Annotated in this window: 11 protein-coding genes; 3 read left to right on the top strand and 8 right to left on the bottom strand. The window is 63.9% G+C overall.

Features of this window, described 5'->3' with window-relative positions:
- The first annotated feature begins 14 nt into the window (after window positions 1-14).
- Together P2T60_RS18425 and P2T60_RS18430 are read left to right on the top strand one after the other, a co-directional pair.
- Window positions 15-566: a (2Fe-2S)-binding protein gene (locus P2T60_RS18425; RefSeq protein WP_276282578.1), complete on the top strand. Its 552-nt coding sequence runs from the start codon at window positions 15-17 to the stop codon at window positions 564-566.
- Window positions 563-3,022, top strand: a complete 2,460-nt coding sequence (locus P2T60_RS18430; RefSeq protein ID WP_276282579.1) for a xanthine dehydrogenase family protein molybdopterin-binding subunit — start codon at window positions 563-565, stop codon at window positions 3,020-3,022. Before P2T60_RS18425 ends, P2T60_RS18430 begins: the two co-directional genes overlap by 4 nt.
- A gap of 35 nt (window positions 3,023-3,057) precedes the next feature.
- On the opposite strand, the gene P2T60_RS18435 is transcribed toward P2T60_RS18430, so the two are convergent.
- The 4 genes from P2T60_RS18435 to P2T60_RS18450 all read right to left on the bottom strand — a co-directional run bounded on the left by P2T60_RS18435 (window position 3,058) and on the right by P2T60_RS18450 (window position 5,755).
- Window positions 3,058-3,573: a hypothetical protein gene (locus P2T60_RS18435; protein ID WP_276282580.1), complete on the bottom strand. Its 516-nt coding sequence runs from the start codon at window positions 3,571-3,573 to the stop codon at window positions 3,058-3,060.
- 85 nt (window positions 3,574-3,658) lie between these two features.
- The gene (locus tag P2T60_RS18440; RefSeq protein WP_276282581.1) at window positions 3,659-4,159 is read right to left on the bottom strand and encodes a hypothetical protein; all 501 of its coding nucleotides are present in this window, start codon (window positions 4,157-4,159) and stop codon (window positions 3,659-3,661) included.
- 208 nt (window positions 4,160-4,367) lie between these two features.
- Window positions 4,368-4,871, bottom strand: coding sequence for an SRPBCC family protein (locus P2T60_RS18445; RefSeq protein ID WP_276282582.1), 504 nt, complete (start codon window positions 4,869-4,871; stop codon window positions 4,368-4,370).
- On the bottom strand, window positions 4,868-5,755 hold the full coding sequence (locus P2T60_RS18450) for an FAD binding domain-containing protein (RefSeq protein WP_276282583.1): 888 nt from the start codon (window positions 5,753-5,755) through the stop codon (window positions 4,868-4,870). The genes P2T60_RS18445 and P2T60_RS18450 overlap by 4 nt, the downstream gene beginning before the upstream one ends.
- A gap of 214 nt (window positions 5,756-5,969) precedes the next feature.
- Here P2T60_RS18450 and P2T60_RS18455 point away from each other — a divergent pair, with 214 nt between their 5' ends.
- Window positions 5,970-6,734 (top strand): cyclase family protein, encoded by a 765-nt coding sequence (locus P2T60_RS18455; RefSeq protein ID WP_276282584.1) that lies wholly within the window; start codon window positions 5,970-5,972, stop codon window positions 6,732-6,734.
- Window positions 6,735-6,797: 63 nt separating this feature from the next.
- Here P2T60_RS18455 and P2T60_RS18460 read toward each other — a convergent pair whose 3' ends face one another.
- The 4 genes from P2T60_RS18460 to P2T60_RS18475 form a co-directional block, all read right to left on the bottom strand.
- A complete protein-coding gene (locus tag P2T60_RS18460; RefSeq protein ID WP_276282585.1) occupies window positions 6,798-7,802 on the bottom strand; it encodes a hypothetical protein in 1,005 nt (334 codons plus the stop codon).
- A gap of 80 nt (window positions 7,803-7,882) precedes the next feature.
- Complete coding sequence (locus P2T60_RS18465) at window positions 7,883-8,350, bottom strand: NUDIX hydrolase (protein WP_276282586.1); 468 nt, start codon at window positions 8,348-8,350, stop codon at window positions 7,883-7,885.
- A 211-nt stretch (window positions 8,351-8,561) separates the two neighbouring features.
- Complete coding sequence (locus P2T60_RS18470; RefSeq protein ID WP_276282587.1) at window positions 8,562-9,014, bottom strand: GDP-mannose mannosyl hydrolase; 453 nt, start codon at window positions 9,012-9,014, stop codon at window positions 8,562-8,564.
- Between the two features lie 113 nt (window positions 9,015-9,127).
- The gene (locus tag P2T60_RS18475) at window positions 9,128-11,020 is read right to left on the bottom strand and encodes a CocE/NonD family hydrolase (protein ID WP_276282588.1); all 1,893 of its coding nucleotides are present in this window, start codon (window positions 11,018-11,020) and stop codon (window positions 9,128-9,130) included.
- Between the last annotated feature and the right edge of the window lie 60 nt (window positions 11,021-11,080).

Consider the following 11,080-nt stretch of genomic DNA (forward strand, 5'->3'; position numbering starts at 1 on the left):
CGTCACCATCTGCCATGAGTGCCGACGACACGTCCGGCGTTATCGAGTATCCCACAGAAGAAATTTCGCTGTCGATAAACGGCGAGGAGGTATCCGCCGAGGTCGAACCCCGGCACAAACTCTCGGATTTCCTCCGGGACGCGCGGGGACTCCGCGGGGTCCGGGTCGGGTGCGAACACGGCGTCTGCGGGGCCTGTACCGTCCTGATGGACGGACGGGCCGTCAAGTCCTGTCTGACCTACGCGGTGCAGGCCGACGGGACCGAAATCGAGACCGTCGAGGGTCTGGCCGACGACGGGGCGCTCCACCCGATTCAGGAGTCGTTCCACGAGGAACACGCCCTTCAGTGTGGCTTCTGCACCAGCGGGTTCGTCATGGCGACCAAGGAACTCTTGGACGAGAACCCCGACCCCGACGACGACGACATCGAGACCGGACTCGCCGATAACGTCTGTCGATGCACCGGCTATCAGAACATCTACGACGCGGTGCATCGCGCCGCCGACCGGCTCGAAACCGGCGAGACCGACGCCGACGAAACCCACGCCGGGGAGGACGACGCATGAGTTCGCGGCCGGACGCCGAAACCGGTCCCGAGAGCGACCCAGACGCCGAGACCGGCGACGAAGCCCGGTTCGCCGGGCGCGGCCTGAATCGGGTCGAGGACCGGCGCATCCTCACCGGCGAAGCCGAGTACGTCCACGACGAGGCCCCCGACGACGCCCTCCACATGGCGCTGGTCCGGAGCATGCACGCCCACGCCGACATCGAGTCCATCGACACCGAAGCGGCCGAGAACCACCCCGGATGCCACCTCGTCCTGACCGCCGAGGACGTGAAGGCCGACTACAACCCGATGCCGACCGGACTCCACGGCTTCGAGGAGTGGTCGCTGGCCGACGGGAAAGCCCGCTACGTCGGCGAACCCGTCGCGGCAGTGGTCGCCGACGACCGCTACGTCGCCGAGGACGTGGTGGACCTCGTGAGCGTCGAGTACGAGACCAGAGAAGCAGTGGTAGACCCCCGTGAGGCCCGCGAGAACGAGGTGGTTGTCCACGAGGACGTGGGTACCAACGTCGGCGACCACGAGGAACTCTCGTTCGGCGACCCCGAGGAAGCGTTCGAGGAAGCCGACAACGTGATTGAGTCCTCCTACTCGTGGGGGCGCATCTCGGGCGTCCCGCTGGAAACCGCGGGCGTCGTCGCCGACTACGACCGGGACGCCGACGCTTTCGACATCGACTGCAACATCCAACTCCACACGCTCGTAGACGACACGGTGTACGAAACCCTCGGTTACGACCCCGACGACGTGAATCTGGAGGTCCCGCCCGACGTGGGCGGGAGTTTCGGCACGAAAATCGCGCTCCACCGCTACTGCTCGCTGGCGGCGATGGCGAGCAAAGCAGTAGACCGGCCCGTCGCCTTCGTGGAGGACCGCATCGAGAACTTGCAGGGCGGCGACATGCACTCGACCCAGCGCGAGTACGACGTGAAACTCGCGGTGGACGACGACGGCACCTTCCGGGGTCTGGACTTCTGGTTCGTGGACGACTTCGGCGCGTGGCCGCGCTACCCCGTCAATCAGGTCCTCAAGCCCCTCTCGGTTCTCACGAACGCCTACGACGTGCAGGACGCCCGCTACGAGTACGACCTCGTGTTGACCAACAAGACCTGCCAGACCGCCTATCGGGGGTTCGGCGTCCCGGCCCACCTCTACGCGCTGGAGATGGTCGTGGACGAGGCGGCCGCGGAGCTGGAGATGGACCCCGACGAGTTGCGCCGCCGGAACCTCGTGGAGTCCGACCAGATGCCCTACGAACTCCCCTCGAAGAACGTCTACGATTCGGGGGACTTCCCGGCGGCGCTCGCGCACGTACAGGAGAAAATCGAAGACGAGCGCGACGGCGGCCTGCTCGACCCCGAGACCGTCGCCGAGAAGCGCGAGGAAGGCAAGTACCGCGGCGCTCGCCCGACGGTCCACATCGAACCCGGCGTCTCGGGGTCCGACTGGACCAACCGCCAGCGGTCGGACCGCGACGAACTCGACGAGCGTGACCGCGAGGACGTGGCCGAACTCCCCGAACACCTCCGAGCGGAGATTCGTGAGGACGGCACCGTCCGGGCTTACCTCGCCACCGACTCGTCTGGGCAGGGCCACCAGACCCTCGTGACCCAACTGCTCGCCGACGAACTCGGCGTCCTGCCGAGCGACGTGGACGTGTCGTACCTCGACAGCGTGGAGGCCCCCACCGAGTACGGCACCGCGGCGTCCCGGATGGCGGTGATGCTCTCGGGCGCGGCCCAAGGTCTCGGCGAAACCCTCGCGGCGAACCTCGAAACGCTCGCCGCCGAGGTGTGGGACTGCGACGAGGCCGACGTGACCTACCGCGACGGCGGCGTCCACCGCGTGGACGCCGACGGGTCGCTCTCGCTCGCCGAACTCGCCGACGCGGACGACGACGGCGACCTGACTCGCGCGAGTTACGACTACGAACACCCCGCGACCCGACTGGAGGAGTTCGACGAGGCGCTGGCCCGGAAGTTCCCGGTCTACCCGACCGCCGCGTTCGCCGCCAACGCGCCCATCGTGGAGGTGGACGCGAACACGGGTGAGGTCGAAATCCTCAAACTCTACTCCCTGCGAGACTGCGGGACGCAACTCAACCCGACCATCGTGGAGGGCCAAGCCCACGGCGGACTCGCGCAGGGCGTCGGCGCGGCGCTACAGGAGGAGTTCGGCTACGACGACTCGGGCCAACCGCAGGCAATCACGCTGTTCGACTACCGCCTGCCCTCCATCGAGAACGTGCCCGAGATGGAGTTGGACCACACCGAGACGCCCTCGCCGTTCACGGCGACCGGCGCGAAGGGCACCGGCGAGGGCGGGATGATTGACGGCCCGGCGAGTATCGCGTGTTCCATCAACGCCGCGCTAGAGCCATTGGGCGTGAAAGCCGACCGGATTCCGTTCACGCCGAACCGGGTTCGGGAACGGATTCGGGAGCGAGAGGGCGAGTAGGCGAGGTCTGTCGGGGGTCTCCCCGAGACGCACGGTCACATGAAATCCTTGTCTTCGACCATCTCGTCGAGGTTCGTCTGTGCGCTCGAAGAATGGTACGCGACGAACGCACCGGCGACTACTCCGAGGAGGCTGAGCGTGATGAGGGACGCTTCGACCGCGGTAAACACCGTTTTCTCCGGAGCGAGCCAGACGACCGCGCTCGAAACACCGAAGCCAGCACCGCCCCCGAAGAAGAACCAGAGTGCGCGGCTACGATTTTCACGACAGCTTCGGTACTCCCGCTTCGGCTCGTCGATGCTCTCCAGTTTCGCTTCGAGGTCGCCGAGGTCGGCGCGGTCGTCTAACACCCGCCGGAGAATGACGCTCGCTTTCTCGCCGTCTCGGAGTTCTGTGTGTTCGTGGTCGTTTTCGGCTTGACAGACGAACTCGTAGGCTTCGGAGACGACGGGACCGAGTTCCCCGCACGCGTCGTTCCAGCGGTCTTTCTGGAGGTCTTCTACGTCTTCTTTGTACTGGTCTTTCGGATGGGGCTGAGAACGGAGATACAACCCCACCTCCGAAGCTCAAAAAAGCGAACACGGCCGTCAATGCCTTCGCAAGCGGAACTGCACCTGCCATCGTCCTGCGAAAATCTCAAATACTTCCCGAGTCGGCCGTCATTCGCGGGTACTCCATGTAGACGTACGAGAGAAGTGCCCCGAGCGACCGCACGGACTGCTTGTACTTTACCCAGTGGACCAGCTTCTGCTCTCCCTCCGAGAGTCGGTCGAAGAACCTTTTCGCTTCCTGCTCACCCTTCGGCGTGAGACGAAACTCGTCGCCTTCGTACTCGGAGTCGTGTAGCGCTTCCGGCGTTCGCTCGACGTATCCGTACTCCGCGAGGCAGTCGAGTGCATCGAGAACACCTTCATCGTGGGGTCCGAACTTTCCGGCCGTGAACTCGAACCCGGCCGTCTTCTCGAAGTTCTCCCGAAGTTTCCGCTGGAGCAGAAACGTCGCCATCATCAGACGAGTCTCGCCGTAGACCGGTCGGGATTCGTCGTTCTCGTCGGTGGCGTAGAGTAACCGCAGTATCCACTCCTCACGGGCCTCGATTTCGCACGTTCGTGAGGGGGGCATCGTTTCTGTTGCCATCGTCTATCTTCGACTCCTTAGTTAGACAGGCCCTATGTTGTGAGTAATCAGTTATTAATGTTGTCATGGCCGACGATTAGAAATAACTGCCGCGGGAAACTACATTTGATTCTAACTCGGAAACTCTTCCGATACGTGTAGTCTATATCGACTAACGAACCGAATACTTAAGCGAAACCGAGTAAGCGAACGATACCGTCAGTATCTGCTAGTCCTCCAACGACGCCTCGGCCTCCGGTTTCGCTTCCAGTTTCGACTCCGCGGGTTCGCCCTCCCGCGCTTTTTCCTCCAAGTCCTCGAAGAAGTCGCTCACGAGTTTGTTCGTCACGCTCCCGAGCGCGCGCTGGCCGAGACTGGCAATCATCCCGGACACGTCGGTCGTGGCGGTCCAGTAGGCCGTCGTGCCGCCGTCGCCGTTCTCCTCCAGCCGCATCTCGGCCACGGCGTCGAAGGCGTTGCGCGAGGCGTTGCCGTCGGCCTGCATCTCCAGCAGTCCGGGCCGGTCGGCCTGCGTGACCACCATCTCCACGTCGAAGGTGGGCTTGACGCTCCCGACGCCGACGGCGATGGTCGCCGTGACCTCGTGGGGCGACTCCAGCGTCAGCGAGTCGGTGCCGGGCGCACACTCCGCAAGCACGTCGGGGTCGGTGAAGTAGCTCCACAACTCGTCTCGGGGTAGGTCGGACTCGAATTCGCCTTCGAATTCCATCATGTTGTCGCTCTCTCGTAGGATTTCGCCAGCGAGCGCCGGGCGTACTCGCCCGCGACTTCGACTTTGAACTCGCTGTCCGCGTGCATCTCGTCCTCGGGGTCGGCCGCCGCCGTCGCTCGCTCGGCGGCGGCCGACAGCGTTTCCTCGGAGAGCGGTTCGCCTTCTACTTCGGTCTCTGCGTCCTCGACGCGCAGGGGCACGTCCGCGGCGTTCGCAAGCGCGAGGCGGGCCTCCTCGATTTCGGGGTCCTCGGCCTCGGGGTCGTCCACGCGAACCGCAGTCGCGGCGCTGACGGTCGGCCACGTCTGGGCGGTGGGCTTGAGTTCGAGGAACGCCATCCCGGTGCGGTCGGGCGGGAAGGGACCGGTCGGAATCTCGGCCGCGGTGATAATCTCGTCCTCGCCGAGGTCGGTGAACATGTACGCGATAAAGTAGTCCGAAACCGGTACTTCGCGGGACTCGTCGGCCGAGGCGATTTCGAGCGTGGCGTCTAACGCCACGAGCGCCGCGGGGTAGTTGCCCGCGGGGTCGGCCTCGCCGACGCTCCCGCCGAGGGTGCCGCGGTTCCGGACGCTCGGCCCGGCGATTTGCTCTGCGGCCTCGGGGAGCATCGGCACGGTCTCGGCCAACAGGTCGGAGCGCTCGATGGTCCGGTGGCGGGTCATCGCGCCGACCGCGACGCTCCCGTCGCGATCTTCCACGAAGTCCAACTCTTCGACCGCGTTCAGGTCCACGAGGTGGTCGGGCGTCGCCAAGCGATTCGCCATCACGATTCCCAGCGACTGGTTGCCCGCCAGCAGTTCCGCGTCTCGGTGGTCCGCGAGCAACTCGGCGGCCTCTGCGACAGTCGTCGGTCGGTGGTACTCGAACGGTGCGGGTTTCATATCGTCGTCGTTTTTTGGGGTAGTTCGGTGGCGATACGGCGTCCACGGGACGGTCCAACGAGAGTCGGGGGACCGTTCCGGGAAGCGACGGATACGGAAGTTTCACGCAGGCTGGTAATAAACCTTGGTGTGAAATGGCATGACGGAGGCACGCTATACCCTACCAACATTTAAGAGGGTTCCGCGACACCTCCGACGGACGGAGGAACTTCAGATGCTCGATGGCTACCAGATGCACGACCTGACGCAACCGTGGTCTCAAGACACCCCCGCGTGGCCGACCTACGACAATCCGAAGGTGTGGTACGAGAAATCGCTCGACACCGAGAAGGTAAACGGCCAGAAGATAGAGTTCATGAACCACACCGGCACTCACTTGGACGGCGAGAAGCACTTCGTCGCCAGCGGCCGGGACATCGAGTCGGTGGGGTTGGACGAACTCGTCGGCGACGCCGTAGTCGCGGACATCTCCGACAAGGTGGGCGACTACGACGTGTACACCAGCGACATGATTGAGGACGTGGTGGACGTGCGCGAGGGCGACATCCTCTTCGTCCACACGGGCTATCAGAAGTACGCGTGGCACCGCGAGGAGGCCGACCCCCACGCCTTCTTCTGCAAGCACCCCGGCCCGAATCAGGAGTTCGCCGACTGGTGCAAGGAGAAGAACCTCAACTACCTGATTCTGGACTGCGGGAGCGCCGACCACCCGATGAACACGGTCATCCGCGACGTGCGCCCCGAGTTGGCCCGCGAAGCGCGCGAGAAACACGGCGTCGAGGACTTGGACGAAATCTTCCCGCCGGAGGGCTACCAACTGATGCACACCGAACTGTTCCCGGAGGGCATCATCCACGTCGAGAACGCCCAAGTCCCCGAGGAACTACTGAACGAACGCGTCCAAATCGGCACCTTCCCGTGGCGGTTCCGCGGCGGCGAGTCGTCGGTCTGTCGGTGCGTGGCCTTCGAGGAAGTGTAACGCGACCCGCGGCCAGTTTTCCGACCGCGGATGCGGCCGAGCGTCCGTCTCGAAGGCGAGACCCTACAACTCAACTTCGTGGAACCACTCGCCGAACCATCGGTCGGCCGGTTCGACGCGCCGCGGTACCGAGTCGGTCTTTCGATGTTCGTGTACGGCGTCCACGACGAAAATCGCTTGAAAGTACTGGGTCTCCTGCGCTCGTGCTTCGAGGTCGTCTAGCAACTGCTGGCTTCGCAGAACTTCCAGTATTCCCCGCGTCCCGATTCCGTGTGTACCCGCGAACTGGACGAACTGACTCCCGCTATCGGCGGCAGTCGGGGTAATCACGTTCGGTAACTTGCTGACGAGTAGCAGGTCTTTGTCGATGAATCCCCTCCTGTCGTCGCCCGTGTATATCTGGGGGACTTTCTCGACACCGTTTCGATAGTCACGAACGCCGCTGTTTCCGCTCGTCCAGATGTCCCGGTTTCCGTCGAAACGGCCGAAATCCCACGTATTCGTGAGCGTGGCTGGTCGGAGGCTTTTCGAGTTCATCACGTATCGCTTCGTCTCCACGGAGTCGTTCGGTCGGATTCTCCAACGGAGCAGGGAGTCCAACGGTCCGTACGCACGTTTCAACGACTCGTACTCGTGTCGGGCCGCGAAGTTCGACTCGATGGACCCTATCGAGATGACGTTACGGTTCAGAAACTCCGGATTGTTTCCGGTCTTGGCTTCGCTCACCGGGAGCGCGGTAATCACTTCGGCCAGAAGGGTACTCAAACCGATGGAGGTCCGCAGGTTGTCCTCGTGGTGGTTCGGTTCCTCGAACTGGTGGTGGACGATACCTTCGTCAATCGAGAACTCCTCGACTCCGTGGCCGAATATCGACCTGAACCTTCGATTACGCTCCCGCGGACTCGTCGAACTCTCGTCGATTTCGCTCGCTAAGTTGGTCAGATACGACAGGACGTTCACGTTTCCCGCCTGACTACCGCCGTAACCCGCGGCGGCGGTGAGGAGGACTCGTTTAATCAAGCGGCGTCTGTCCGAGTCGGCCTCTCGACTGTCGTCTGCATCCCCCATATCGGCCATTCATGTTAGACGGGAAATAAGTATTATGTAGGCCGAATTACCTTCTCCGGTGGAGTAGTGACCGAGTGCTTCTACGACTTCGGTTCCACGTCTCGGTGGATTTTCTGGTTCACGATTGACTCGAGAACCGGACGGTACGGTTCTCTCACGTCACCGATGTCTTCTTCGATGCGGTCTGCGCTCCAAAACGTCGCGTCGGCGGCGTCCGACCCCGCCTCTACCGGTCCGCGTGCGTCCTCTCTATCCAGCGTGAACACCGCGACGACGACGTGTTCCGTCGCTCTCTGCGTTATTTTGAGCGTCTCGTGCGTATCGACGGCATCCTCGGGGGCTTGCATCCCCGTCTCTTCCGTCAGTTCACGCACCGCGCACTCGCGGTGCGATTCGTCTATCTCTAAGAATCCCGCTGGCAGACTCCACTGGCCTTCGTCCGGGGCCGTTCCGCGCTGGACGAGTAGCACGCTATCGTCGTCTACGACTGCGACTGCCGAGGCGGGTTTCGGATTCTGCCAGAGTACGGTCTCGCACCTCGAACACACGGCCCTCTCCCGGCCCTCGATTCGTTCCGGTCGCGTTTCGTCGCCACAACGCGTACAAAATTCCGGTAACTGGACCCCCGACATAGTGCGTGACGACTCACACGACTGCAATCAAACTTTTGGCAGGTCTCGAACGACCTCGCTCGCAATTCTTCTCCGTTCTAAAAAAATTCTATACCTATCCGAAAGCAACCGCTCGATTGCCGTCGCGTCACTCGACCCCGGCGTCCCGGAGGTAGTCGGCGACGTACTCGTGCATCCCCTCGAAGTCGAACGGCGGGCGAAAGACCTCCAACTCCGCGTGCTGGCTGTCGGGGTTCAGTTCGTCGTCGTCGGTCTCCACGACGAATCCGACCGGGATGTAGTGTTTGCCGTCGGTTCCCTCGAACTCCGAGCGGTCGTAGAGGTGTTCGTACGCGCCCAAACGACCGACAATCGTCACCTCGACGCCCAACTCCTCGCGGGCGATTCGGGCCACGGCGTCTTCGAGTCGTTCGTTTTTGTGCAACCGCCCGCCGGGGACGAACCACTCCCCTTTGGCCGGTTCGTTGGTCCGCTTGCCCAGTACGACTCCGCCGTCGTGTCGGACGACGAGGTCCACCGACACGATGGGAACGTTTCGGACGATGGACTTCCACTCGTCGTCGGGTATTCGCTGATGCATCGTTGTCTCCTTCCGGTTTTCGCGTCTCGGCCGCCGACCGGAAGTCCCGGACGGCGCGGTTGTTCTCACCGACGAATCGGCTCGGATTATTCCTTTCGATTGGGAACGTTCCGTCACTCGCGGGGTCGAATCGGCAACTCGACGTGCGTGGAATGCTCCCGGTCGTGGAACACGGTGTTGGTCGCCACCTCGTACTCCCTGTCGCCGTAGAGCGGTCCGCCCGTGTTGTGGTTCACGTCGTAGCGCGGGAAGTTCGAGGAGGAGATGTCGAGTCGAATCCGGTGGCCCTCGCCGAAGACGTTCGCGGTCGGGTACGGTTCCATGTAGAACTCGTAGACTTCGCCGGGTTCCACGAAGTCGGGGTGGTCCCGATACCCCCGGTAGCGCGCCCGGCAGATGGAGTCCGAGAGGTTCAGCGCGAACCCGTTCGGGAACTGGTCGCTCGGCGGGTACTCGTCGACGAGTTTCGCCGTGAAGTCGGTGTCGCGGGCGTCCGTCGAGGCGAACACCCGGACCCGAATCGGTCCCGCGATTTCGACTTCCTCCTCCAGCGGCGGCGTCCGGAAGACGAGTACGTCGTCGCGCTCTTCGAGGGGTCTGTACGGCGGGTCCGCGAAGTAGGTGTCCTCGCGCGTGCGCTGGTCGAACCCGCCGCGGCCGGTCATGTCCAGCAGTTTGCGCTCGCCGAGGGGGTACTCCAGAATCGACTCCTCGCGGGGTTCGTAACTGATGTACGACGAGCAGTTGCCCCCGAGGGTGGGCACCGGGTCGTCGGGGTCGAACTCGTAGGTGGTCGCCGAGTCCGCCGCCTCGGGTCGCTCGCGCGCGAGCGACCCGTCCCCGTGAGCGAAGAACTTCGTGAACTCGGTGCCGGGCAGGGGCCAGTCGTCGCCCTCGGCCCACTCCCCGCCGTGGAAGAGTCGGCCGTCGCGGGCTTGGCGGCCGTCGCCGGTCCCCATCCGGAAGTACTGGACGGTCGGTTGGTCGTCCCACGTCCCCTCGCCCTTGAGGTAGTGGTCGAAAAAGCGCAGGCGGACCCGCTGGTAGTCGCGCAGGGCCGCCTCGCCGAACTCCAGTTCGCCCGAGTAGGACTTGTTCCACGAGGGCAGGGGGTAGGCGTTCCACCCGTGAGTCCACGGTCCCATCAACAGGAAGTGGTCGGACTCCTTCCGGTCGGCCAACGCCTCGAAGTTGTCGCAGGTCGCCTTCGTGTACGAGTCGTACCACGCCCCGGCGTACACCGTGGGCACGTCCGCGCTCTCCTCGCGGAACCGCTCGAAGTTGACGCCGGGCGACTGCCACAGGTCGTCCTCGGCGTTTCCGGACTCCATGATGTCGAAGGCCCACTCCTCGTAGTTCGGAACGTGGCGGAGCGGCGACTGGCCGCGGTGGACCGGCCCGTCGGCCAGCACCTCGCGCACGTCCACGTTGGCGAGTCGCTGTTGCACGTCCGAATCGTCCAGCGCGCGCTGGGCGAACCCGCCGCCCAAGGTCAGCGCCCAGCAGAGCCACCGTAACTCGAACGCGCCGTTGTGCCGGAAGGTGGCCTCCCGGCCGTTGGCCGCGCCCTGATTGACGAACATGGCTTCGAGGTGGTCGGGGTCCTGCGTGGCGAGCGCCGACTGGACCCACGCGCCGTAGGAGGTGCCGATGGTGCCGACCTGCCCGTCGCAGTACTCTCGCTGACCCAACCACTCCACCGTGTCGTGGCCGTCCTCGGCCTCGTTCGCGAAGATGTAGTAGTCGCCCTCGCTCTCGAACCGTCCCCGGCAGTCCTGAATCGCCACGACGTAGCCTCGCTCGGCGAACCACTCGCCGTGGCGCTCCATCCGGCCGCGCTTGTTGTACGGCGTCCGGTCCAAGAGGGCGGGTTTCGGGTCGGAAATCGGTTCGCCCGTCTCCGGGTCGGCGGGGCGGTACACGTCCGTCGCCAACTTCGTGCCGTCGCGCATCTCGACGGAGACGTTCAGTTCGGCGTGAACGTCGTACTCGGCTTTCGAGACCATATCACACAACTTTCGAGGGACGGCCAAATAGGTTCCCCCGAGGGCGACAGCGCCGCCAAA

This window comes from Halorussus caseinilyticus (genome assembly GCF_029338395.1).
Lineage (GTDB): Archaea > Halobacteriota > Halobacteria > Halobacteriales > Haladaptataceae > Halorussus > Halorussus caseinilyticus.

Coding starts and splice junctions, on each gene's coding strand:
- P2T60_RS18425 (WP_276282578.1), top strand. CDS start 15: ATGAGTGCCGACGACACGTCCGGCGTTATCGAGTATCCCACAGAAGAA.
- P2T60_RS18430 (WP_276282579.1), top strand. CDS start 563: ATGAGTTCGCGGCCGGACGCCGAAACCGGTCCCGAGAGCGACCCAGAC.
- P2T60_RS18440 (WP_276282581.1), bottom strand. CDS start 4,159: ATGGCAACAGAAACGATGCCCCCCTCACGAACGTGCGAAATCGAGGCC.
- P2T60_RS18445 (WP_276282582.1), bottom strand. CDS start 4,871: ATGATGGAATTCGAAGGCGAATTCGAGTCCGACCTACCCCGAGACGAG.
- P2T60_RS18450 (WP_276282583.1), bottom strand. CDS start 5,755: ATGAAACCCGCACCGTTCGAGTACCACCGACCGACGACTGTCGCAGAG.
- P2T60_RS18455 (WP_276282584.1), top strand. CDS start 5,970: ATGCTCGATGGCTACCAGATGCACGACCTGACGCAACCGTGGTCTCAA.
- P2T60_RS18460 (WP_276282585.1), bottom strand. CDS start 7,802: ATGGGGGATGCAGACGACAGTCGAGAGGCCGACTCGGACAGACGCCGC.
- P2T60_RS18470 (WP_276282587.1), bottom strand. CDS start 9,014: ATGCATCAGCGAATACCCGACGACGAGTGGAAGTCCATCGTCCGAAAC.
- P2T60_RS18475 (WP_276282588.1), bottom strand. CDS start 11,020: ATGGTCTCGAAAGCCGAGTACGACGTTCACGCCGAACTGAACGTCTCC.